General features: G+C 64.4%; 18 protein-coding genes. 14 read left to right on the forward strand and 4 right to left on the reverse strand.

Features of this window, described 5'->3' with window-relative positions; all coding sequences use genetic code 11:
• The first annotated feature begins 18 nt into the window (after positions 1–18).
• From NGM99_RS02440 to NGM99_RS02490, 11 genes are all read left to right on the forward strand, one after another.
• The gene (locus NGM99_RS02440) at positions 19–684 is read left to right on the forward strand and encodes a response regulator transcription factor (RefSeq protein ID WP_252815568.1); all 666 of its coding nucleotides are present in this window, start codon (positions 19–21) and stop codon (positions 682–684) included.
• 1 nt (position 685) lies between these two features.
• On the forward strand, positions 686–2095 hold the full coding sequence (locus NGM99_RS02445; protein ID WP_252815570.1) for an ATP-binding protein: 1410 nt from the start codon (positions 686–688) through the stop codon (positions 2093–2095).
• An 88-nt stretch (positions 2096–2183) separates the two neighbouring features.
• On the forward strand, positions 2184–2615 hold the full coding sequence (locus NGM99_RS02450; RefSeq protein WP_252815572.1) for an RT0821/Lpp0805 family surface protein: 432 nt from the start codon (positions 2184–2186) through the stop codon (positions 2613–2615).
• An 80-nt stretch (positions 2616–2695) separates the two neighbouring features.
• Positions 2696–3814, forward strand: coding sequence for a c-type cytochrome biogenesis protein CcmI (gene ccmI, locus NGM99_RS02455; protein WP_252815574.1), 1119 nt, complete (start codon positions 2696–2698; stop codon positions 3812–3814).
• The gene (gene ccmE / locus NGM99_RS02460; protein ID WP_252815576.1) at positions 3811–4245 is read left to right on the forward strand and encodes a cytochrome c maturation protein CcmE; all 435 of its coding nucleotides are present in this window, start codon (positions 3811–3813) and stop codon (positions 4243–4245) included. The genes ccmI and ccmE overlap by 4 nt, the downstream gene beginning before the upstream one ends.
• A gap of 1 nt (position 4246) precedes the next feature.
• Positions 4247–6235, forward strand: coding sequence for a heme lyase CcmF/NrfE family subunit (locus NGM99_RS02465; RefSeq protein WP_252815579.1), 1989 nt, complete (start codon positions 4247–4249; stop codon positions 6233–6235).
• Positions 6232–6696 carry a cytochrome c-type biogenesis protein gene (locus NGM99_RS02470; RefSeq protein ID WP_252815581.1) on the forward strand — a complete coding sequence of 155 codons (465 nt, stop codon included), beginning with the start codon at positions 6232–6234 and terminating at the stop codon, positions 6694–6696. Before NGM99_RS02465 ends, NGM99_RS02470 begins: the two co-directional genes overlap by 4 nt.
• Positions 6697–6818: 122 nt before the next feature.
• The gene (locus NGM99_RS02475; protein WP_252815583.1) at positions 6819–8342 is read left to right on the forward strand and encodes a DegQ family serine endoprotease; all 1524 of its coding nucleotides are present in this window, start codon (positions 6819–6821) and stop codon (positions 8340–8342) included.
• 254 nt (positions 8343–8596) lie between these two features.
• Positions 8597–9271 carry a response regulator transcription factor gene (locus NGM99_RS02480; RefSeq protein WP_252815593.1) on the forward strand — a complete coding sequence of 225 codons (675 nt, stop codon included), beginning with the start codon at positions 8597–8599 and terminating at the stop codon, positions 9269–9271.
• Between the two features lie 5 nt (positions 9272–9276).
• Positions 9277–10710 carry a sensor histidine kinase gene (locus NGM99_RS02485; RefSeq protein WP_252815595.1) on the forward strand — a complete coding sequence of 478 codons (1434 nt, stop codon included), beginning with the start codon at positions 9277–9279 and terminating at the stop codon, positions 10708–10710.
• On the forward strand, positions 10707–13634 hold the full coding sequence (locus NGM99_RS02490) for a bifunctional [glutamine synthetase] adenylyltransferase/[glutamine synthetase]-adenylyl-L-tyrosine phosphorylase (RefSeq protein ID WP_252815597.1): 2928 nt from the start codon (positions 10707–10709) through the stop codon (positions 13632–13634). The genes NGM99_RS02485 and NGM99_RS02490 overlap by 4 nt, the downstream gene beginning before the upstream one ends.
• Before the next feature lie 7 nt (positions 13635–13641).
• Here the strand turns inward: NGM99_RS02490 and NGM99_RS02495 are convergent, their stop codons facing one another.
• Complete coding sequence (locus NGM99_RS02495) at positions 13642–15978, reverse strand: PAS domain-containing sensor histidine kinase (protein ID WP_252815599.1); 2337 nt, start codon at positions 15976–15978, stop codon at positions 13642–13644.
• A 235-nt stretch (positions 15979–16213) separates the two neighbouring features.
• A complete protein-coding gene (pepN, locus tag NGM99_RS02500; RefSeq protein WP_252815601.1) occupies positions 16214–18859 on the reverse strand; it encodes an aminopeptidase N in 2646 nt (881 codons plus the stop codon).
• Between the two features lie 196 nt (positions 18860–19055).
• Between pepN and NGM99_RS02505 the strand changes: the two genes are divergently transcribed.
• Positions 19056–19994, forward strand: coding sequence for a DMT family transporter (locus tag NGM99_RS02505; protein ID WP_252815603.1), 939 nt, complete (start codon positions 19056–19058; stop codon positions 19992–19994).
• Between the two features lie 2 nt (positions 19995–19996).
• On the opposite strand, the gene NGM99_RS02510 is transcribed toward NGM99_RS02505, so the two are convergent.
• Together NGM99_RS02510 and NGM99_RS02515 are read right to left on the reverse strand one after the other, a co-directional pair.
• Positions 19997–20842, reverse strand: a complete 846-nt coding sequence (locus NGM99_RS02510; protein WP_252815606.1) for a uracil-DNA glycosylase — start codon at positions 20840–20842, stop codon at positions 19997–19999.
• A 37-nt stretch (positions 20843–20879) separates the two neighbouring features.
• Complete coding sequence (locus NGM99_RS02515) at positions 20880–21479, reverse strand: hypothetical protein (RefSeq protein WP_435371369.1); 600 nt, start codon at positions 21477–21479, stop codon at positions 20880–20882.
• 14 nt (positions 21480–21493) lie between these two features.
• On the opposite strand from NGM99_RS02515, the gene NGM99_RS21565 reads away from it, so the two are divergent.
• Entirely contained in the window at positions 21494–21628 is a 135-nt protein-coding gene (locus tag NGM99_RS21565) for a hypothetical protein (RefSeq protein WP_289852293.1), read from the forward strand.
• A 113-nt stretch (positions 21629–21741) separates the two neighbouring features.
• Positions 21742–23457, forward strand: a complete 1716-nt coding sequence (locus NGM99_RS02520; protein ID WP_252815610.1) for an electron transfer flavoprotein-ubiquinone oxidoreductase — start codon at positions 21742–21744, stop codon at positions 23455–23457.
• Positions 23458–23485 lie beyond the last annotated feature (28 nt).

A 23485-nucleotide genomic window follows, 5' to 3' on the forward strand; every position in this document is an offset into this window, starting at 1 on the left:
GAGGAGCAGAGGGACACGATGCGCATTCTGGTTGTCGAAGACGACAAGAACCTCAACCGACAGATTTCCGACGCCCTGACCGATGCGGGCTATGTCGTAGACAAGGCCTTCGACGGTGAGGAGGGGCACTTTCTCGGCGACACGGAGCCTTACGACGCCGTGGTGCTCGACATCGGTCTGCCGCAGATGGACGGCATCAGCGTGATCGAGCGCTGGCGTCGCGCCGGGCGCAAGATGCCGGTGCTGATGCTCACCGCGCGCGACCGCTGGAGCGACAAGGTGGCCGGCATCGATGCGGGTGCGGACGATTATGTCGCGAAGCCCTTCCACATCGAGGAGGTGCTGGCGCGCCTGCGGGCTCTGATCCGCCGTGCGGCGGGGCATGCCTCGTCTGAACTCGTCTGCGGACCGCTGCGGCTCGATACCAAGAGTTCCAAGGCCGATCTCAACGGCGCGCCCCTGAAACTGACCTCGCACGAGTTCCGGTTGCTGGCCTACCTGATGCACCACATGGACGAGGTCGTGTCGCGCACGGAGCTGGTCGAGCATCTCTACGATCAGGACTTCGACCGCGATTCCAACACGATCGAGGTTTTTGTCGGCCGTTTGCGCAAGAAGATGGGCATCGACATCATCGAGACGGTGCGCGGCATGGGTTATCGCATGCGGGCGCCGCAGGCCTGACTTGACCATCCTCGAAGCGAAGGGGACACGAGGCTGGGTGGGCAACTTGTTCCGCTCGGTGGCGGCACGCGTTGTGGCGTTCTCCACCGTCTGGGCGGTGCTGGCGCTGGTGGTGATTTCGACCGTGATCGCCTCGCTCTACCGCGATGTGAGCGAGCGCGGCTTTCAAAGCCTTCTATCGGCACATCTGTTCAATTTGATCGGCTCGGTCGGCGTTTCTGAGAACGGGGTGCTGACGGGCAGTCCCGACCTGGGTGACCTGCGCTTCGCCGAGCCGCGTTCGGGATGGTACTGGTCGGTCGAGCCGGTGGGCGGTGGCATGATCGGCGAGCGGCGTTCGCTTTCGATGACGGCTGCCATTCCCGCGCCGCCCGAGAGCGAGGTGCCGTTCGACAGCGGCTTCACGCGAACCTATCGCGCCAAGGGCTTGAACGGCGAGGATTTGCAGGTTCTCGAAAACGAGTTCGTGCTCGACAGCCAGGACCGTGTCGCGCGGTTTCGCGTGATGGGGAATCATTCGGAGCTCGAATCGGAGATCGACGATTTCGAGCGGCAGTTGCTCACCTATCTCGGCATTTTCGGCTTCGGCATGATCGCCATCAATGCCTTTGCCATTCTCCTGGGGCTGCGACCGCTGATCAAGGTTCGCGCGGCACTGGCGACGGTGCGTGAAGGCACAGCATCGCGCCTGGATGGGCGTTTTCCGACCGAGATCGAACCTTTGGTGAGCGAAACCAATGCGCTGATCGACAGCAATCGCCGCATCGTGGAACGGGCGCGCACGCAGGTGGGCAATCTCGCGCATTCGCTGAAGACGCCGCTGGCGGTGCTGCTCAACGAAGGGCGGCAGATCGGCGGCGAGAAGGGCCAGCTGATTTCCGACCAGTCGAGCGCGATGCAGCGGCAGGTAGAATACTATCTTCAGCGCGCGCGGATGGCGGCGCAGCGGGAAACCACGGTGTTCCGTACGCCGGTGACGACCTCGATCGCGCGCATGGGACGCGTCATCGAAAAACTCTATCCCGACATCACGCTGGAAACCGTTCTACCTCCCGAGGAAGTGCTGTTCGCAGGCGAAAGGGAAGACCTGGAAGAGCTGGCAGGCAACCTGCTGGAAAATGGCGCCAAATGGGGCCGCAAGCGGTTGCGCGTTTCGGTAACGCCGATCAGGGACATCCCGGGCGAGGGGCGCTTCGAACTCGTGATCGAGGATGATGGGCCCGGCATTCCCGATGAGAAAACGCGCGAAGCGCTGATCCGCGGGCGGCGTCTGGACGAAACCAAGCCCGGCAGCGGTTTGGGGCTCGCCATCGTGACCGAACTCGTCAAGGAATATGCCGGCGAACTGTCGCTGGCGCGTTCCGATCTCGGCGGTCTGAAAGCCACAGTGCGTCTGCGAAGTGTGGATTGAGCGGCATAGAAGCTTGCGGCCGTAATGAAATCGGCTCTAGAGGATTCGCTCATCCACGGCATTATGACCAGCAGCCAAAGGGCGCACCGTGTCGCGAGCCTTCTCGAAAATTTCAGCTTCTCTTCTGGCGATCTCGCTTCTGGCCGGATGCTCGACCTTGGGCGGCAAGGAAGCATCCGTGGCGCCGGAAGGACCACAGCCGCTGACGCGCGACGCAATCATCGCGGCGCTGAATGGCGGTCTTGTCGGCGGACGCATCGGCACTGGCCTGAGCGACGGTGAAAAGCGCAAGGCGCTCGAGGCCGAGTATCGGGCGCTTGAGAACACGCCGAGCGGCCAACGCGTGGCATGGGCCGGCGACGGCTCGGGTCGTCGCGGCGAGGTGGTGGCCGCGCAACCCTATCGCGTCGGTTCGCAGGATTGCCGGCAATACAGCCAGACCGTCTTCACGCCGGCGGGATCGCAGACCGCGCGCGGCACGGCATGCCGCGACACCGGTGGAAGCTGGGAGCTTCTTTAGAGCACCCTCCTAAGGTCGTCATTCCGCCGCATGCCGAGCCCATTGGCAGCATTTGACGCTGCCTTTATGTGTTGGGCACCATGGTTTTCTGGTTCATCGCAGCCCTTTTGACGCTTGGAGCGAGCCTCGCCGTCCTGCTGCCGCTGTCGTCGCGCGCGGAGGCGGATGAAACGGACGCGGCCTATGATATCCAGGTCTATCGCGATCAGCTGGCCGAGGTTGACCGCGATCTTGCGCGTGGCACGATCAGCGCCGGCGACGCGGCAGAGGCCAAAGCTGAAATCGGCCGGCGCATCCTGCGGGTCGATCAGGAGGCAAAGGCCGAGAAAGGATTCGCCCGGTTTCGCGCATCGCGCTTGGTGGCTGCGGCGGCCGTGCTGTTCGTTCCAGTCTTCTCCTGGGGCGTCTACGCTGCCGTCGGCTCGCCCGATCTTCCTTCCGAGCCGCTCGAAGCACGGCTCACGAAACCGCCGGCGCAGAGCTCCGTGGACGAACTTGTCGCGCGCGCCGAGCGCCAGCTTCGCGCCAATCCAGAGGACGGCAAGGGCTGGGAGACGATCGCACCGGTCTATCTGAGGCTCGATCGCTTCGAGCAGGCGGAGACAGCCTTCGAACAATCAATTCGCCTGCTGGGTCCGAACAGCAGCCGCGAGCTGGGGCTGGCGGAAGCGATGGTAGGCGCGGCGCGCGGGCAGATTTCGGAAGAAGCCCGAGCAGCTTACCAGCGTGTGCTGGCACTCGATCCTCGGAATGCGCGGGCGCAGTTCCGGTTGGCGACCGCCTCGCTGCAGGCCGGCCGAAGCGATGAGGCGGCCGCAGGCTGGAACGCGATGCTTCAGACGCTGCCGCAGGGCTCGCCCTGGCGCGATGCCGCGCAGCAGGCGCTTGGCGCTCTTCAGCAACCGGCGCGTCCCGGTCCGACACAGCAGGATATCGCCGCGGCCGAAACCATGTCGGCGGCGGATCGCGGCCAGATGGTGGAAGGCATGGTCGCTTCGCTCGACCAGAAGCTTAGCGAGCAGCCGAACGACCTCGACGGTTGGCTGCGGCTGGTGCGGTCTTATGCGGTGCTCGGGCGCAGCAGTGATGCGGGTGCCGCTCTGCAGCGCGCCAATGTGGCGCTGAAGGGCAATGCGGACGCGGAGCGGCAATTGGCGCTTCTGGCGCAATCGCTCAATCTTCTGGTGGCCCAGCCATGACTCGTAAAGGCAAGCGGATCACGGTCATTGCTGGCGGGGCTATGTTTCTGACGGCGGCGGCGAGCCTCACCGTCTATGCCCTCGGCCAGCGGGCGTCCTACTTCTTCATGCCGACCGAATTGCAGGCAGCCCAGCTCGATCCGGGCCAGCGCATCCGGCTCGGTGGACTGGTGGAGACCGGCACGATCAAACATGGCGCGAGCACGGACGTGTTTTTCTCGGTGACCGACAATGAACGCTCGGTGCCCGTTTCCTTTCACGGCATCCTGCCCGACCTTTTCCGTGAGGGGCAGGGCGTCATTACCGAAGGAACGCTGGGGGCCGATGGCGTCTTCGTGGCCGACAGTGTGCTCGCCAAGCACGACGAGACCTACATGCCCAAGGAAGTCGCCGACGGACTGAAGGCCAAGGGCGTGTGGAAGGCCGAGTGAGATGAGCGTCGAAGCCGGCCATTTCGCGCTCGTTCTGGCGTTTGCCCTGGCGCTGATCCAATCGACGGTGCCGCTTCTCGGCACGCGCTGGAACGATCGGCGCATGATGGCGGCAAGCGGTCCGGTGGCCATCACCGGTTTCGTGCTGACGCTGATCGCTTTTGCTGCGCTGACGCTGGCCTATGCGCAGTCCGACTTCTCGCTGCAGAACGTCTATGAAAACTCGCACTCGCTGAAGCCCATGATCTTCAAGCTGAGCGGCGTCTGGGGCAACCATGAGGGCTCGATGCTTCTCTGGGTGCTGATCCTGACACTGTTCGGTGCGGCGGTCGCGGCCTTCGGCGAGAACCTGCCGCCGAGCCTGAAGGCCAATGTGCTGGCCGTGCAGGGCATGATCGGCGCGGCCTTCTTCCTGTTCATTCTCGTCACCTCCAATCCCTTCGCGCGGCTCGACCCGGCCCCGATCGAGGGGCAGGACCTCAATCCTGTCCTTCAGGATATCGGCCTCGCCATCCACCCGCCGCTTCTGTACCTCGGCTATGTCGGCTTCTCTGTCTGCTTCTCGTTTGCAGTCGCAGCGTTGATCGAGGGTCGGATCGATGCGGCATGGGCGCGCTGGGTGCGGCCCTGGACCCTGGCGGCGTGGGTGTTCCTGACCGGCGGCATCGCGATGGGGTCCTACTGGGCCTATTACGAGCTGGGTTGGGGCGGCTTCTGGTTCTGGGACCCGGTAGAGAACGCGTCCTTCATGCCCTGGCTCGCCGGCACGGCGCTGCTTCACTCCGCACTCGTGATGGAAAAGCGTTCGGCCCTGAAGGTCTGGACGATCCTGCTGGCCATTCTCACCTTCTCGCTTTCGCTGCTCGGCACATTCCTCGTGCGTTCGGGTGTGCTGACATCGGTCCACGCTTTCGCGACCGATCCGACGCGCGGTGTCTTCATTCTGGGAATCCTGTCGGTCTTTGTCGGCGGCTCGCTGGCGCTCTTCGCCTTTCGCGCGTCGGCTTTGACGACGGGTGGGCTGTTTCATCCGATCTCGCGCGAGGGATCGCTGGTTCTGAACAATCTGTTCCTGACGACTGCGACCGCGACCGTTCTGATCGGCACGCTCTACCCCTTGGCGCTGGAAGCCGTGACGGGCACCAAGATTTCGGTCGGCGCGCCGTTCTTCAATCTCACCTTCGGCCTCATCATCTTTCCGCTGCTTCTGCTCGTGCCTTTCGGCACGATGCTGGCGTGGAAACGGGGCGATGCACTGGCGGCGGCACAGCGCCTGTTGGGCGCGGCCGCGCTGGCGCTCGGTGCCATGCTGGTGACCGGGCTCGTTTCTGAGCCGCGTTCGATTTTTGCCGTGGTCGGCATCGGCATCGGCGTTTGGCTGCTGGCCGGCGTCGCGACCGATCTCGCTTTGCGGGCCGGTCTGCCGCGCGCGGGGTTCGGCACGGCCTTGCATCGTGTTGCCGGGTTGCCGCGCTCCGCCATCGGCACGATGCTCGCCCATGCCGGATTGGGCGTCACCGTGCTAGGGCTCGTCGGCGCGCTGGCTTTCGGGCGTGAGGCGGTGGTTGCCGTGAAGCCCGGCGAACAGGTTGCGGTGGGTGCCTACACCATGCGGTTCGAGGGCCTGTCCTCCGAGCCCGGCCCGAATTTTTCCTCGCGGATCGCACGCTTCTCCCTGCTCGATGCGGCGGGAAGCCCACACGCCACGATCGCATCCGCCAAGCGCTTTTATCCCGTGCGCCGCATGCCGACGACCGAGGCTGGCATCCGCACCATGTGGCTCGGCCAGCTCTATGTCTCGATCGGCGAGGAGAGGGCGGATGGCGCGCTGGTGGTGCATGCGTGGTGGAAGCCGCTGGTGACGCTGATCTGGGGCGGGGCCCTGCTGATGATGGCCGGCGGCACGCTTTCCCTGCTCGATCGCCGGCTTCGCGTCGGCGCACCCTCTCGCCGTGCGCGACCGGTTGCGGCACCGGTGCCGGCTGAATGAGACTGCGGACGGCATTCCTGCTGACTGGCCTGTGGCTGGCCTCGGCCGTTCCGGGCCTCGCCGTGCAGCCGGACGAAATCCTGGCCGACCCCGCGATGGAAACGCGCGCCCGCCAACTGTCGGCGCAACTTCGCTGCATGGTGTGTCAGAACCAGTCCATCGACGATTCCGATGCAGACCTCGCGCGCGACCTGCGCATTCTGGTGCGTGATCGCCTGAAGGCCGGCGACAGCGACGGGGCCGTGCTCGACTATGTGGTCTCGCGCTATGGCGAGTTCGTGTTGCTTAAGCCGCGCTGGAACTGGCGCAACGCGGCGCTCTGGGCGACGCCGGTGGTGATCCTTGTCCTCGGCGCAAGCTTTCTGCTTGCCTCCGCGCATCAACGGAAGGCCGCGAAGTCTCAAGGGCTGAACGCCGACGAGCGGACAAGGTTGGACGAAATCCTCGGGCGCGATGCGTGACGGCTCTTTTTCGATCCTTACGAAAGTTTCATCTGCCGGCCATCCTCATGTAATGTGAAGCTTCCTATCTCTGTCGGCGAAGGGTGATTGAGAGCACCCTGTTTCGTAAGGACAGAGCCACAATGAGCACGTCTCCCAACTCTTTGCGCACCCGTAGCCGTCTGATGGCTGCGGCTGCGTCCGTCGCCATCGCGGGCGCCATCGGCGTCGGTGCGGTGACATCCGGCGCGCTGCCCGTGCAGGCCGAGCCGGTTCGCGTCCAAGGCAACCTGAATGTTCCGAGCTTCGCCGATGTGGTGGACCGCGTGTCGCCCGCAGTCGTCAGCGTCCGCGTCGAGTCGCGCGCCACGCCCGCTTCCGACGATGGCAATCAGCTCGGTCAGGGCCTCGACCAGCTGCCCGACAACCACCCGCTGAAGCGCTTCTTCCGCGAGTTCGGTGGGCCGAACGGCCAGGATCGCCAGCAGGGCCGTCGCCCCCAGCAGCGCGCCGAGCGCACCCAGTCGCAGGGCTCGGGCTTCTTCATCTCCGAGGACGGCTACATCGTCACCAACAACCACGTCGTCGATGGCGGCACGACCTTCACCGTCGTGACCAACAAGGGCGACGAACTGACCGCCAAGCTGATCGGCACCGACCCGCGCACCGACCTCGCGCTGCTCAAGGTCGAGGCTAAGGAGAAGTTCACCTATGTGGACTTCGCAGATGACAGCAAGGTTCGCGTCGGCGACTGGGTCATGGCCGTCGGCAACCCGTTCGGCCTCGGTGGCACCGTGACCGCCGGCATCGTTTCGGCCCGTGGCCGTGACATCGGTGCAGGGCCCTATGACGACTTCCTCCAGATCGATGCTGCCGTGAACCGCGGCAATTCGGGGGGTCCGGCCTTCAACCTGAACGGCGAAGTGGTCGGCGTGAACACGGCGATCTTCTCGCCTTCGGGCGGCAATGTCGGCATCGCCTTCGCGATCCCCGCTTCGACGGTGAAGGAGGTGATCTCCGATCTCCGTCAGAACGGTTCGGTGCAGCGCGGCTGGCTGGGTGTTCAGATCCAGCCCGTGGACAAGGACATCGCCGACTCGCTCGGCCTCGCCGACGCCAAGGGCGCGCTGGTGAACGAACCTCAGGAAGGCAGCCCGGCGCTCAAGGCAGGCATCAAGACCGGTGACGTGATCACCAAGGTCGACGGCAAGGATGTTTCCGGCCCGCGTGACCTCGCCAAGCAGATCGCCGCGATCTCGCCCGACAAGCCGGTCGATCTGACGATCTGGCGCGACGGCAAGGAGCAGGTTGTGAAGGTGGATCTCGGCACCATGCCGAACACCGACAAGCAGGCGTCGAACAGCCGCGATAGCGGCCCGGCGCAGGCTGAACCGACCTCGCTCGCCGATCTCGGTCTCACCGTGACGCGCGCCGATGACGGCCGTGGCCTTGTGGTGACCGATGTCGATCCCGACAGCGCGGCTTCCGAGCGCGGCATCCAGCCGGGCGACGTGATTACCGCGGTCAACTCGAACGAGGTCAACGGAACCTCCGACGTGACCCGCGCCATCGCCGATGCCGAGAAGTCCGGCCGCAAGGCCGTTCTGATGCAGGTCCAGCGCGACGATGCGAGCCGCTTCGTGGCCTTGCCGGTGGACAAGGGCTGATCCCCTCACGCCCTCACACTGGCCCAACGCTTCCGGGCAAGATCATGTCCCCTCTCTCCCATCTTGCCCGGAAGCTTCATTCCCTTCTCCCCGACAGCGGCCTTCCGCACCCCCGTCCTGCCGTCGGAGAGATCCGCAACCCGGCGCATCCGTCCAGAGTCGCACCGGGTGTCGGCGGCGGCAGGCTCCCATCGCCTGCCGCCGATTTTCCTGCCTTGTCCGCCTCGGACGGACATGAGCATAAAGCGGGTGCGATGAAGATTCTCGTGATCGAAGACGACCGCGAAGCGGCCGAATATCTGCAGAAGGCCTTTTCCGAGGCCGGGCACACCGTGCATCTGGCGGGTGACGGCGACAGCGGCTTCGCCTTTGCCGAAAGCGGCGACTACGACGTTCTGGTCGTGGACCGCATGCTGCCGCGCCGCGACGGGCTTTCCGTGATTTCCGGCCTGCGGGCAAAAAGCGTCGCGACGCCTGTGCTCATTCTATCCGCGCTTGGCGAAGTCGATGACCGCGTGACGGGTCTGCGGGCCGGTGGCGACGACTACCTTACCAAGCCCTATGCCTTCACCGAACTTCTGGCCCGCGTGGAAGCGCTGGACCGCCGCTCTTCGCCGCGCGAGCAGGAAACGGTGCACAAGGTCGGCGATCTCGAACTCGACCGCCTGTCGCATTCCGTGCGCCGCGCCGGGCGCGACATCATCCTCCAGCCGCGCGAGTTCCGCCTGCTCGAATATCTGATGCGCCACGCGGGACAGGTGGTGACGCGCACCATGCTGCTCGAAAACGTCTGGGACTACCATTTCGACCCGCAGACCAATGTGATCGACGTCCACGTCTCGCGCCTGCGCGGCAAGATCGAGAAGGGGTTCGATGGCCCGCTGCTGCACACCGTTCGCGGCGCGGGCTACATCCTGAAAGCGTCCTGACGCCCATGGCGCTTCCCGCCATCATGCGCACCACGGCGGCGCGGCTTTCCGCGCTTTACGTGGTCCTCTTCAGCGTCTGCGCGCTGATCCTCGTGCTCTACATGACATCGATGTCCGAGCGGATGCTGACGGCGCAGACGCAGAGCACCATCAATGAGGAAATGGCGAGTCTCGGCCGCGCCTATCAGCGGGGAGGCCTGCCGACCCTGGTGCGCCTGGTCTCCATCCGCTCGCGTCAGCCGGGCGCCAACCTTTATTTGATCGCCGATCGCAACGGCGACATCCTCGCGGGCAACGTCCAGAACCTGAACCCTTCGATCCTGGGCAATGAGGGTTGGACGGAGGTGCCCTTCGCCTATCAGAGCTTCGCAGAAAACGGGGAGGCGGCGCAGCAGACGGCGGCCGATACGACTTCACCGCGCGACGCCATCGCGCTCGTTCTGCGCCTGCCGAACAGCATGACGGTGATGGTCGGCCGCGACCTGGGCGAGCCGAAGCGCTTCCGCACGGTGGTGCAGCGGGCGCTGATGGTTTCGCTCGGCACCATGGTGCTGGCGGCATTCCTGATCTGGCTGGTGGTCGGCCGGCGGGCTCTACGCCGCATCGACGAGCTTTCGGGGGCCAGTCGGCGCATCATCGGCGGCGATCTTGCCCAGCGCCTCCCGGTAGCCGGCACGGGCGACGAGTTCGACCGGCTGTCCGAAAGCCTGAATGCGATGATCGTGCGCATCGCGCAGCTGAACGAGGGTTTGAAGCAGGTTTCCGACAACATCGCGCATGATCTCAAGACGCCGCTGACGCGCCTGCGCAACCGTGCTGAGGCAGCACTCGCCGACGACGCTTCGCCGGAAGCACGGCGCGAGGCCTTGGAAAGCACGATCCAGGGCTCCGAGCAGTTGATCCGCACCTTCAATTCGATCCTGATGATCTCACGGCTGGAGGCGGGCCAGACCACGGTCGAGCCCTTCGTGCCGGTCGATCTGGCGGCGTCGGTTCTGGACGTGATCGACCTTTACGAGCCGGCGGCCGAGGAGGCCGGTGTCACGCTTTCGTCGGCGGTTGAGGCGGCCGTCTCCGTCAGCGGAAACCGCGAACTGATCGGCCAGGCTCTTGCGAACCTCATCGATAATGCCATCAAATATTCTCGCGCGGGCGAGGATCGGAAGGCCGAGGTTTCGGTTTCCGTTCGCAAGCAAGGGGAGGATGTGGTGATCGAAGTGGCCGACAACGGACCCGGCATTCCCGATGCGATCGACCGCGAACGCGCGAAAGAGCGCTTCGTGCGTCTGGACAAGAGTCGCTCACTGCCCGGTTCCGGCCTTGGTCTCTCGATCGCGCGGGCGGTGATGCTGTTTCACGGCGGGCGTCTGGACTTGCAGGCGAACAATCCCGGCCTGCGCGCCGCGATGGTGTTTCCGCATCCGAAGGAGGCCGCGTGAGCGGAGACGGAGGCGAGGCTCGGCCACGGGTGGAGTTGAAGCCGCTCGATCGATCTAATGCCGACCGCCTTCTGCGCGAGCTGGTCGAGGCGGCGGAGGCGAAGGAGGCGGTGGTCGCAGCCATGCTCGGGAAGCGGCCCGATCTTGCCCGCTGGCTCGCCGCCGTTTTCGACCTGTCGCCGCATCTTTTCAACACCGCGCGCAAACAACCCGCCGTGCTCCGCGCTTGGCTCGACGGAACGGCCGACGCGCGGTTGGATCAGCTCGAGAACCTGGCGCTGCAAGTCGCATTTCAGCCCGATGCCAGCGAGGCGTCTGTGATGCGCGAGCTGCGGCAGCTCAAGGCCGAAAGCCAGTTTCTCGTCGCGCTTCGCGACCTGTCCGGCGAGGCGGATGCGGAAGAAACCGTTCGCCGCCTGAGCCTCTTCGCGGAAGCCGCCGTGAGCGGTGCCGTCGATTTCCTGCTGCGCGACGCGCACCGGCAGAACAAGCTCAAGCTGCCTGACCCGGACAAGCCCTCCGAAGGATCGGGCCTGATCGTACTCGGCATGGGCAAGCTCGGCGGGCACGAGCTGAATTTTTCTTCCGACATCGACCTTATCGTCTTTTTCGAGCCGCACGCGCCGGCCGTACCCGACCCTTACGAAGCGGCGGATGTCTTCGCGCGCATCACGCGCCGGCTGGTGCGTATTCTTCAGGATCGCACCGAGCACGGTTATGTCTTTCGCACCGATTTGCGGCTGCGCCCCGATCCCGGCTCGACGCCGCTTGCGATCCCGGTCGAGGCGGCGCTGATCTATTACGAGGGCAGGGGGCAGAACTGGGAGCGTGCGGCGATGATCAAGGCGCGTCCCGTCGCGGGCGACCGCGCCGCCGGCCAGCGCTTCCTCAACGAACTTCGCCCTTATGTCTGGCGCAAGCATCTCGATTACGCGGCCATCGCCGACGTGCACTCGATCAAGCGCCAGATCCATGCGCATCGCGGCTTGGGCGCCATTGCCGTCGAAGGCCATAATGTGAAGCTCGGACGTGGTGGCATTCGCGAGATCGAGTTCTTCGTGCAGACCCAGCAGCTGATCGCCGGCGGACGCTTTCCCGAACTGCGCGGCAAGCAGACCGTGCCGATGCTCCATGAACTCGCCGCGCGCGGCTGGATCACGCCCGGTGCCGCCGAGGCGCTGGCCCACGACTACTGGTTCCTCCGCCGTGTCGAGCACGCGATCCAGATGGTGGCGGATGAGCAGAGCCACAGCCTTCCCGAAGACGACGCGGGCGTCGAGCGCATCGCTCACATGCTGGGCTTCGGAAGCCGTGATACGTTCGCCGAGCGCTTTCAGCGCACTCTAGGCGAGGTCGAGCATCACTATGCCGAACTTTTCGAAACCGCGCCGGAGCTTTCCTCCGGCATCGGGAACCTCGTCTTCACGGGGGAAGGCGACGACCCGGACACGTTGCAAACGCTGTCGTCGCTCGGCTTCAAACGCCCGGGCGATATCGCGCGCATCGTGCGCACCTGGCATTTCGGTCGCTACAAGGCGGTGCAATCCGCCGAAGCGCGCGAGCGGTTGACCGAACTGACGCCCGCCCTTCTGCGCGCCTTCGGTGCCACGGGGCGCGCCGATGAGACGGCGGTCGCATTCGACGCCTTTCTCGCTGGACTGCCGGCCGGCATCCAGCTTTTCTCGCTGCTGCAATCCAACCAGTCGCTGCTTCAGCTTCTCGTCACCACACTGAGCGCCGCGCCACGTCTTGCCGGCATCATCACGCGCCGCCCTCACGTGTTCGACGCGATGCTCGACCCCGCGCTGCTGAATGAACTGCCCGACCGCGCCTATCTGGCGGAGCGCCTCGACGCGTTCATGAGCGGCGTGCGCAGCCATGAAGAGAAGCTCGACCGCCTGCGCATCTTCACCGCCGAGCAGAAGTTCCTCATCGGCATGCGCCTGCTCGCAGGCGTGATCGATGCAAGGCGGGCAGGCGAACATTTTTCGGACCTTGCCGATCTCGTGATCGCCTTTGCGCTCGATGCCGTGACTGACGAGTTCGCGCTTCGCCATGGGTGTGTGGCGAGGGGCAGGGTGGCCCTTCTCGGCATGGGCAAGCTCGGCAGCCGCGAACTGACGGCCGGCTCCGATATCGACCTCATCCTGCTCTACGATCACGACCACGAGGCGCTGGAATCGGATGGGGCAAAGGGACTTGCGCCCGCCCATTACTACGCGCGTCTCACCCAACGCCTGATAGCCGCCCTTTCCGCGCCGACTGCCGAAGGCGTTCTTTACGAGATCGATCTGCGCCTGCGCCCGTCAGGCAACAAGGGACCCGTCGCCGTGCCGATCGATGCCTTCTCGCGCTATCAGCGCAGCGAGGCCTGGACGTGGGAGCACATGGCGCTGACGCGCGCGCGGCCGGTTGCGGGCGACGCATCGCTCTGCGCGCAATTGGATGCGGAGGTTGTCGCCATCGTCGCATCGCCGCGCGATACGAAGAAGGTTCGCAAGGACGCTGCCGAGATGCGCCGCATCCTGCTCGAAGAAAAGCCGCCGCGCGACCTTTGGGATATCAAGCTTGCTGCCGGCGGCCTCGTCGATCTGGAATTCATCGCACAGGTCGGGAAGCTTGTGGGGGAAGCGACAGGGGAAGGGCGGGTCAGTTCGACAGGCTTGGCGCTGTCCCGCCTTTCGCCCGAATTCGCCCCGGTCGACGTCCGGGAACAACTGGCGGAGGCTTTCGCGTTCTACAACACGCTGAGCCAGCTCACCCGCCTCTGTCTGACCGAGCCGCTGGACCCGAAGGATGTGCCGGTCGGCCTGATGGAGCGCCTGCTTGGCGCCACGCACAGCCCTGACAGAAACCACCTCGAAGCACGGTTGAAAGAAACGCAGCAGGCGGTCGCCCGGCACTTCCGGGCCCTGATCGGCTGAGCGGCGCTTACGCCGCCTCTTTCATCACACGCTCCGCGCGGCGGAACGCGGGGAGGCGGACGGACACGATGGTGCCCACGCCTTCCGTCGAGCGGATCTTGAGCGCGCCACCGTGGAGCTCGGCGAGCGAGCGCGAGATGGCGAGGCCGAGACCCGAGCCGGTATGGCTCTTGCTGAACTGGTTCTGCACCTGCTCGAAGGGCCGTCCGAGCTTGTTGAGCGCGCTTTTCGGAATGCCGCAGCCGGTATCCTCGATGGAGAGCATCATGGAGCGCGCGACTTTCCGCGCCCGCACCGTGATGTGCCCGCCCTGGTCGGTGAACTTCACCGCGTTGGAAAGCAGGTTGATGACGATCTGCTTGATCGCGCGGCGATCGGCGAAGACCTGCATCTCGTCGGAAATGTTGGTTTCCACCGTGATCCGCTTTTCGGCCGCTTGAAGCGCGACCACACGCACCGTCTCGTTGATCAGCGGGCAGAGATCGACCTCTTCCTGCTCCATCACGAACTGGCCCGCCTCGATCTTCGACATATCGAGAATGTCGTTGATGACGCCCAGCAGATATTCGCCGCTCGACTGGATGTCGCGCACATATTCGTCGTAGCGCGGGCTTCCGACGGGACCGAAAAGCTGCGAGCTCATCACTTCCGAAAAGCCGATTATGGCGTTGAGCGGCGTCCTTAGCTCATGGCTCATATTGGCGAGGAATTCGGACTTGGCGCGGTTGGCGGCCTCGGCGCGCTCGGTTTCCGCCAGATATTTCGTGTTCATCACGCCAAGTTCGCGGGCGCGCTCTTCTTCGGCGCGGCGGGCGAGGCTGAGATCGTGGATGGTCGCCATCAGACGGCGTTCGCTGTCCACCAGCTTTTCCTGATGCTGCTTGATCTGCGTGATGTCGGTGCCCACCGCCACGATGCCGCCGTCGCGCGTCTTGAGTTCGTTGACCTGCAGCCAGCGGCCGTCCGCATGCTGGCGTTCGAAGGTCGCGCCGCCGCGCGGACCATTGGCGTTGGCAAGGCGGCGCTCGGAAACGAAGGCGCGCATGTTCTGTTCGAGCACCGCGCGCGGCGTGCCGGGCATCACGTCGCGGTCGGAAAGGCCGCTATCCTGCTGGAACTTCGAGTTGCACATCACCAGCCGGTCCTGCGCATCCCACAGCACGAAGGATTCGGTGATGTTCTCGATGGCCGTGCGCAGGCGCATGTCCGAGGCTTCGGAGCGAAGCGCGAGGTTCTGCTGTTCGCTCACATCCACCGCGATGCCGATCAGGTGGATTTCATGTGCGTTCGGGTCGACGATCTGCGCGCGGGCGCGCATCCAGACCCATTGGCCGTCCGCACGGCGCATGCGGAAGATCTGGTCGATGTGATCGACTTCGCGCGCCACGATCTGGTTGGCAAGCGCGAAGAGGTCGCCATCCTCCGGGTGAATGATTTCGGCCACTTCGCCGAATGACAGCATCTGCTCGCTCGCCTCGTAGCCGAGCAGATCGTACATGGAGGGCGACCAGTACATCTTGCCGCGCACCATGTCCCAGTCCCAAAGGCCGCAGCGGCCGCGCAGGAGTGCCAGTTCGATGCGCTGATGGGCTTCGAGATAGATGCGGTCCGCCGTCTGCGCCCGCGAGGCCTGGCAGAAATAGGCGTAAAGGATGACGGCGAGCACCGAGGCGGTGAGTGCGAACAGCACGATGTTGAGCGACACCGCGCGGCGCCACTCGGCGAAGATGGCATCCTGCGGCACGAGTGCTGCCGCAGCCAAACCGCGGTCGGCGGTGAAATCGAGTGCGGCGAGCCACGTCTCGCCGCCGATCTGCACGTCGAGCACCCCGGCGCCCTTGCCGAAGAGGAAAAGCGGCTGCCCGTCAGCCACGAACTGATCGACGGGTTTCACCTGCCAGCCAGCGGCGTCGTGGCTTGCGGCCAGCACATTCAGCTTGTCATCGGTGAGGAGCAACACGTGATCCTTGCCGAGCAGGCCGAGCGAGCTTGTGGTGCTCAGGAGCTCACTGGCCTTGGCGGGCCGCAGGCCATCGCTGTCCACCACATCGTCGAGAGACGCCACGAGGCTCTGTACGGCCAAGCCGAGCGTGGTGCGGGCGGTCTGGTCGGCCTCGTCATGGGCGCTGACCAGGGTCATCGTGCGGGTAGCCGCGACGATCAGCAGGAAGATCAGGACAAGGGCAGGGATGGAGCGGCGGAAGATCGGTTCGGCTGCCAGAAGGCGCTTGTATGCCGGCTGCGCGATGATACGCGCATTGCCTGCCAAACCTCTGCGGGAAGCCCATTTGCCTTTGGCAAAAGCTCTCCCGCCGGGCGCGATCCACGCGTCCGCCTTGGCCATACGAGGGCCCCCTTCCCCGAATGAAGAATGAAAGTGATTCGACACCGCACATCCGAATCAAGGTTAAGAAACCAGACCCGATTCCGCTTGTCCAGCATCCACAGAAAAACTTGGGGCGCGTGTTGCTGTTTTATCAAATGGGGTAGGGCGGCGGTTTGATACTGCAAGACGGGTAGTCAGGAATTTATCTGATTTTCCGCAGGCTTATCGCAGCGAATCGATTCAGCACATGACGCTACGCGAGGGTGCGCTCCACGATATCGCGCACATCCGTCGAAAGGTTCTCCACAGCGGCAATGTGCAGAAGTGCTTCACGCGCTTTCGCTTGACGCTGGGGTTCGACCGATCGCCACGAGCGCAGCGCCGTCGCGAGCCGAGCAGCGAGTTGCGGGTTCTTTTGCTGCAGATCGATCACCACATCCGCGAGCAATCGATAGCCGGCGCCATCGGGCCGGTGAAAGCCGGTCTGGTTCCCGCTCGCGAAACTCCCGACAAGCGCGCGCACGCGGTTCGGGTTGTTGCCGGAATAGGCGGGGTGAGCCGTCAACGCGCGAACCCTGTCGACGGTCGAGGCACCCGGGACCATGGCCTGGATCGTGAACCATTTGTCCATGGCGAGCGGGTTGTCGCCAAAGCGCGCCTCGAATGCTTCGAGCGCTTGCTCGGCTTGTTCCGTGCCTGAGTGGCGATGAGCGAGTACGCTCAGGCCGGCGGCGCGATCCGTCATATTGGATGCACTGGTGAAATGCGCTGCCGCCCGCTCCTTACCGCCGGGCAGCGTTGCAAGATAGTCCAGGAGCGTATTGCGCAAGGCCCGGCGCCCAGCACTCGCCGCGTCGGGCGAAAACGGGCCCATGTCGGCAAGAGAGTCGTACACTGGCGCGAGCCGTTCGCCATTGGCCTGGGCTATGGCGAAGACCAGCCCGTTGCGGGCCGCGTGAACCGTGTCCGGGTCGATGTTCGATCCGATCTCGCGCGCGATATCGGCTTCCGACGGCAGGGACAGCGTCAGAGCGCGGAATGCCGCTTCGAGTTTCCCGTCTGTCGCGATGTCGCCTGCGAGCTGCAGAAGATCCGCGGGCCATTCTAAGGGCTTCTGCCCGCGCGAGCGACGGGAACCGTCGATCAGGGCGTCGGAAACGAGTTTGGTGAAAGCCTGCCAGCGCGAGAACGGGTCGCTGTCGTTGCGGGCAAGAAAGAGCTGGTCCTCGCGCTTCTGCTCGAGTGTCAGCGTGACGGGCGCCGAGAAGCCACGGTTGAGCGAAAGTGCCGGGCGCTCGTTCAAGCCTGAGAACCGGATCACATGCCGCCGCTTGCGCAAATGGATCACGCCGTTCTCGACAGTCGCGCCCTCGGCGGAGCGGTAGGTCACGTCCCGGCCATCCGTGCCCACGAGCCCGAAGGCGAGGGGGATATGCATCAGCCGCTTGCGGGTTTCGCCGGGTGTGGGCGGCACCGACTGCTCGATCTCGACAACCAGCTCACCGCGCTTGGGATCGTGGTTCGAGGTAACCGCAATGCTGGGCGTGCCCGCCTGATGATACCAGAGCGCGAACTGCGACAAGTCGCGGCCCGACACCTCTTCGAAGACTGTGATGAAATCCTCGATCGTCGCCGCGTCGCCGTCGTGACGCGCGAAATAAAGGTCCATGCCGAGCCGGAAATCGTCGGGGCCGAGAATGGTGCGGATCATGCGCACCACTTCCGATCCCTTTTCGTAGACGGTGGCCGTGTAGAAGTTGTTGATCTCGCGATAGCGGCGCGGGCGCACCGGATGGGCGAGCGGCCCTTGATCCTCGGGAAACTGGTGCGCGCGGAGCGTTCGCACATCGGCGATGCGCTCGACCGCGCGCGAGCGCTGGTCGGCCGAGAACTCATGATCGCGATAAACCGTCAGCCCTTCCTTCAGGCAGAGCTGGAACCAGTCGCGGCAAGTGATTCTATTGCCGGTCCAATTGTGGAAATATTCGTGGGCGATGATCGCCTCGATATTGGCGAAATCCGTGTCGGTCGCCGTTTCCTCGTCGGCCAGCACATATTTGTCATTGAAGATGTTGAGGCCCTTGTTCTCCATCGCCCCCATGTTGAAGTCGGATACGGCGACGATGTTGAACACGTCCAGATCGTATTCGCGACCGAACACCTCTTCGTCCCAGCGCATGGAACGGCGCAGCGCATCCATGGCATAGCCTGCCCGGTTCTCCTTGCCGTGCTCGACATAGATGCCGAGTTCGACCGGGCGGCCCGACATTGTGGTGAACCTGTCTCGCACCACGCCGAGATCGCCTGCCACGAGCGCGAAGAGGTACGACGGTTTTGGAAACGGGTCGTGCCAGACGGCATAGTGCCGTCCGCCGCCGAGATCACCGTTTTCGACAGGATTTCCATTCGACAGAAGCAGCGGCGCTTCGCTCTTCTTCGCCTCAATCCGAACCGTGTAGACCGAGAGCACATCCGGCCGGTCGAGATAGTACGTGATCCGGCGGAAGCCTTCCGCCTCGCATTGCGTGCAGTAATTGCCGCCTGAACGATAAAGCCCCATCAGCGTCGTGTTGCGCGAGGGCACGATGCGGGTGACGAGTTCCAGCGTAAAGCGGCCGCTCGCGGGCGGGGCCTTCAGTTCGAAGCGGTCGGGTGCGGCAGTGAAAGCGTCTGCCCCAAGCAATGCGCCATCCAGCCTCGCTTCGATCAGCTCGAGTTCATCGCCATCCAGCACCAGAGGCGCGTCGGCCCGCGTGTCGTCAGCCCGCTCGAAGAGCAGCTTGGCACGAACAACTGTCGCATCTGGCTCAAGTTCGAAGGTCAGATGCGATTCCGGTATACGGAACGGGCTCGGCCGGTAGTCTTCCAACCGGAAAACGCGGTTCTTCTCCTGGCGCATCAAGCTGCAATTCTCCGGCACGCAAGTGGCGCCGACACTGTTCCGGCGCAGGTTCGAAGGCGTCTAGCGCGTTTCACCCCTCGACAAAACCGCGCGTCGGCGTAATTGAGCACCGTCTCCCATCCCTGCCGAGCGTTGCGCGAAAGACCCGCGCTGCCAAGCGCTCTCCTTGCCGGGTCCGAAGAGGAAAAGGCTTTTGCCCAGACCAGCATCCCGTAGCGGTCCGCTATGGGGCATTACGCTCAAGATCGTTTCCGTTCTCGCTTTCGTGGGCATGCAATCCTGCCTCAAATATGCCGGCCCTCTGCCGCCGGGGCAGCTGGTCTTCTTCCGCTCCTTCTTCGCCGTCTTCCCGATCGTCGCAGTGCTGGCATGGCAGGGTAAGCTGTCGGGCGCCCTGAAAACCGACCATCCGATTTCTCACATCATGCGTGGCGGTGTCGGCGTCGTTTCCATGTGGCTGGGCTTCTACTCGCTCACGCTCCTTCCGCTGCCCGAATGGATCGCGCTCGGCTACGCGCAGCCGCTGATCATCGTGGTCGTGGGCGCGCTCTTCCTGGGCGAAACCGTTCGCATCTACCGCTGGAGCGCGGTGGCGGTCGGCTTCATCGGTGTTCTGGTGATCTCATGGCCGAAGCTCACGCTGCTTTCGGGCGGCACCGGTCTGGAGTCGAGCGAGACCATCGGTGTCATCGTGAGCCTGAGCGCCGCGGCGATCTCGGCCTGCGCGATCACGCTCGTGCGAAGGCTCGTGCAGACCGAGCGCACCGCGACCATCGTGCTCTGGTTCTCACTCAGCGCCTCCGCCGCCTCGCTGCTGACACTGCCTTTCGGCTGGCAGGCGCTCCAGCCTTGGCAGGCGGCAGTCCTCGTTCTCGGCGGCTTCTTCGGCGGGGCAGGGCAGATGCTGATGACGGAGGCCTATCGTCACGCCGATCTCTCCACAGTGGCGCCTTTCGAATACACCTCGATCCTGATCGGCATCGCGGTGGCCTTCGTCCTGTTCGGCGAGGTGCCCACCCTCTATGTCATCATCGGCAGCGCCATCGTGATCCTGTCGGGCCTCGTCATCATCTGGCGCGAGCGCAAATTGAACGTGCCGCAGCTGAAGGCGCGGGAAATCTCGCCGAAGTGAGGCTACTCGCCGCGTAGCTTGGCGCTGACTTCGAGAAAGTCGCGCCAGGCAAGCCGCTTATGCGCCGGCGTGCGCAGCAGATAGGCCGGATGCAGCGTCGGCATCAGCGGGATCTCGACGCCGCCCGGCGTCGTATAGGTTTTCCAGTTCCCGCGCAGCCGGAGGATGCCTTCCGCGGCACCGAGCAGCACCTTGGCGGAAGACCCACCGAGGGCCACCAGAACCTTGGGCGCGGCCAGCTCGATCTGGCGCTCGATGAAGGGCCGGCAGATTTCGGTTTCCTGCGGCGTTGGCGTGCGATTGCCCGGCGGGCGCCAAGGCAGGACGTTGGCGACATAAGCGGATGTGCGGTCGATGCCGATGGCCGCCAGCATGCGGTCGAGCAATTGCCCCGAGCGTCCGACGAAAGGCAGGCCCTCGATGTCCTCGTCGCGTCCCGGCGCTTCGCCGATCAGCATGAGATCGGCGGCCGGATTGCCGTCGGAAAAGACGATGTTCTTGGCCGTGAATTTGAGGTTGCAGCCATTGAATTCTTCCATCGCCGCCTTCAGCGCGTCGAGCGTCTGGGCGTTGGCCGCCTGCTCCCGCGCGAGCGCCGCCTGGCCCTCGTCGGGAACGCTGGGGCGTGAAACGGGCCGCGAGGGTGCCGGCTGCGATGGCGCCTTCAGCGGCGCGCGGGCCTGTTTCTCGAAGAGCGACGTCTGCGGGGGCTCCGGCTCGGCACGCACCGGCTCGGGCTCGTTGAAGCGGTCCAGCGGTACGTCCGCAAGCGCGTCCGTCACCCCCGCATCCTTGTAGAAGGACAGCAGGCTCAACAGATCGTCCCGGCTCATCTCCGCGGCTGACATCGTGCCTATGTCCGTCTCTCCGCGGTCGATTGCAAGATCAGGAGAACGGAATACGCGGGTCCTGAGCGAGATAGAAGGTCGCGCGCGGCGTGAAATACGTGATCAGGAAGTCGAAGCCGGCTGCCCTGGCCGGATCGACCTTGCCTTCGCTGAAGAGCAGGCGATCATAGGGCTCGAAGTCGCGGCTGTGGTGGCGAAACGCGCTCGAAGCCACGCTGGCGCTTTCCGTGCGGCGCTGATCGAAGGAGAGGCCGTCGCCGAACGTGCTCGGCACGCCGAAACGCTCCTGCAATTCGAACTCGAATTCCAGCCAGGCCTGCCCGCTGCCGTTTCGCGTTTCGAGGTGAAGCGATATGAAGCCGTTGGCACTGAGCCCCGGGCGGCCGAACGGCTGGAGGGGGCCGACCGCTCGGATCACGATCGTCACCGGGCTTGCGGAATGAAGCGTCTGCCGGATGACGACAGGGTCTGCCCGCGTGCCGATGCCGCTCACGCTCCAGATGGTGAACCCGCCGAGCTCGTCGGAAAACGAATAAGCGCCGGCGGTCCATTCATGCCGCGCCGAACGCACCTCGTCGCTTCGCGCGATCGGCACGATGCCGAGGGTGGCCGCGAGCACCGGCAAAACCGACCGCATTGAAGGCAGAGCGATTGGGCCGCACCGCATGGCACGGTCACTATGCCGCAGCGAAGGCGCTGGCGTCTCGTGAAATTGCGGGCTTGCATATTGACCTTCATGTGATCGCCGAGACATCGGCGCCCGTCGATGACGGCAGGCTGCTGTGAGATGTCGCTTAGGCGTATAACAAAGGAACTGCTTTCGCTTATTCCATCGATAAGCAGGCAAACGGAATTCAAGTGGAAGGGCGCGAGGCCGAAATGGCACTTGCGTATCGTGGATGACCGACATTGAACGCGAGAGCATGGAATTCGACGTTGTGATCGTGGGAGCTGGGCCTGCGGGTTTGGCGGCTGCGATCCGGCTCAAGCAGCTTGATCCCGACCTGTCGGTTGTGGTCTTGGAAAAGGGCGGCGAGGTTGGCGCGCATATCGTGTCGGGTGCGGTGGTCGATCCGATTGCGGTGGATCGTTTGCTGCCCGGCTGGCGTGAGGAAGAGGATCATCCCTTCAAGACGCCGGTGACGGACGACCAGTTCCTGTTTCTGGGTCATTCCGGCGCGCTCCGCCTGCCCAATTTCCTGATGCCGCCCTTGATGAGCAATCACGGCAACTTCGTCGTGAGCCTGGGCAATGTGTGCCGCTGGCTGGCGGGACACGCCGAGGCGCTGGGGGTGGAGATCTATCCGGGCTTTGCAGGCGCTGAGCTCGTCTACAACGAGGAGGGTGCCGTCACCGGCGTGATCACCGGCGACATGGGCGTGGAGCGCTCGGGCGAAGAGGGGCCGTCATTCACGCCGGGCATGGCGTTGATGGGCAAATATGTGCTGGTGGGTGAGGGCGCGCGTGGCTCGCTCGCCAAGAAGCTGATCGCGCGCTACGGGCTCGACAAGAACTGCGAGCCGGCGAAGTTCGGCATCGGCCTCAAGGAAGTGTGGCAGATCGATCCGACGAAGCACAAGGCCGGTCTCGTCCAGCATTCGTTCGGCTGGCCGCTCGATGGCCGCACGGGCGGCGGCTCGTTTCTCTACCACCTCGAAGGGGGCTTGGTGTCGGTGGGCTTTGTTGTCCACCTCAACTACAAGAACCCCTATCTCTCGCCCTTCGAAGAGTTCCAGCGCTTCAAGGACCACCCGGCCGTGCGCGCGGTCTTCGAAGGCGGCAAGCGCATCTCTTATGGCGCGCGTGCGATCACCGAAGGCGGCTACCAGTCGGTGCCCAGGCTCGTCTTCCCCGGGGGTGCCTTGATCGGCTGTTCGGCGGGCTTCGTGAACGTGCCGCGCATCAAGGGCTCGCACAATGCGATGCTGTCGGGCATGCAGGCGGCCGAGACCGTGGTGGCAGCCTTGGCGCAAGGCCGCACCAATGACGAGCTCACCGCTTATGAAGAAGGCTGGCGCCAAAGCGACATCGGCCGCGACCTCGAGCGCGTGCGCAACGTCAAGCCGCTCTGGTCCAGGTTCGGCACGCTTCTGGGCATCGGCTTGGGCGGTCTCGACATGTGGACCAACCAGCTCTTCGGCTTCTCGTTCTTCGGCACGCTCGGCCACGGCAAGCCCGACTATGCGGCTCTCGAGCCTGCGGAGAAGCACAAGCGCATCCATTACCCCAAGCCCGACGGCAAGGTGACCTTCGACCGTTTGTCGTCCGTCTTCTTGTCCTCGACCAACCACGAGGAGAACCAGCCGGTTCACCTTCAGGTCAGGGACATGGAATTGCAGAAGCGGTCCGAATACGAAGTCTTTGCCGGGCCTTCCACGCGCTACTGCCCGGCAGGCGTTTATGAATGGGTGGACAAGGACGGCAACGGGCTCACCGGCGGCCCGCTCTCGCCCGAGAAGGGCGCGGATGTCTCCCATCATGCCGCAGATGCGCGCTTCGTGATCAACGCGCAGAACTGCGTGCACTGCAAAACCTGCGACATCAAGGACCCCAACCAGAACATCAACTGGGTCCCACCCCAGGGCGGCGAAGGGCCGGTCTACGCGAATATGTAAAAAGTTACCGCCAAGTGGCCGCTCGGTA

The sequence above is a fragment of the Mesorhizobium liriopis genome, assembly GCF_024053505.1.
Taxonomy (GTDB): domain Bacteria; phylum Pseudomonadota; class Alphaproteobacteria; order Rhizobiales; family Rhizobiaceae; genus Mesorhizobium_B; species Mesorhizobium_B liriopis.

Excerpts from the sequence above, each read along its gene's own strand:
- NGM99_RS02440 (WP_252815568.1), top strand. The coding sequence starts at position 19 with ATGCGCATTCTGGTTGTCGAAGACGACAAGAACCTCAACCGACAGATT.
- ccmI (WP_252815574.1), top strand. The coding sequence starts at position 2,696 with ATGGTTTTCTGGTTCATCGCAGCCCTTTTGACGCTTGGAGCGAGCCTC.
- ccmE (WP_252815576.1), top strand. The coding sequence starts at position 3,811 with ATGACTCGTAAAGGCAAGCGGATCACGGTCATTGCTGGCGGGGCTATG.
- NGM99_RS02465 (WP_252815579.1), top strand. The coding sequence starts at position 4,247 with ATGAGCGTCGAAGCCGGCCATTTCGCGCTCGTTCTGGCGTTTGCCCTG.
- NGM99_RS02470 (WP_252815581.1), top strand. The coding sequence starts at position 6,232 with ATGAGACTGCGGACGGCATTCCTGCTGACTGGCCTGTGGCTGGCCTCG.
- NGM99_RS02475 (WP_252815583.1), top strand. The coding sequence starts at position 6,819 with ATGAGCACGTCTCCCAACTCTTTGCGCACCCGTAGCCGTCTGATGGCT.
- NGM99_RS02480 (WP_252815593.1), top strand. The coding sequence starts at position 8,597 with ATGAAGATTCTCGTGATCGAAGACGACCGCGAAGCGGCCGAATATCTG.
- NGM99_RS02485 (WP_252815595.1), top strand. The coding sequence starts at position 9,277 with ATGGCGCTTCCCGCCATCATGCGCACCACGGCGGCGCGGCTTTCCGCG.
- NGM99_RS02495 (WP_252815599.1), bottom strand. The coding sequence starts at position 15,978 with ATGGCCAAGGCGGACGCGTGGATCGCGCCCGGCGGGAGAGCTTTTGCC.
- pepN (WP_252815601.1), bottom strand. The coding sequence starts at position 18,859 with ATGCGCCAGGAGAAGAACCGCGTTTTCCGGTTGGAAGACTACCGGCCG.
- NGM99_RS02510 (WP_252815606.1), bottom strand. The coding sequence starts at position 20,842 with ATGTCAGCCGCGGAGATGAGCCGGGACGATCTGTTGAGCCTGCTGTCC.
- NGM99_RS02515 (WP_435371369.1), bottom strand. The coding sequence starts at position 21,479 with ATGCGGTCGGTTTTGCCGGTGCTCGCGGCCACCCTCGGCATCGTGCCG.
- NGM99_RS02520 (WP_252815610.1), top strand. The coding sequence starts at position 21,742 with ATGACCGACATTGAACGCGAGAGCATGGAATTCGACGTTGTGATCGTG.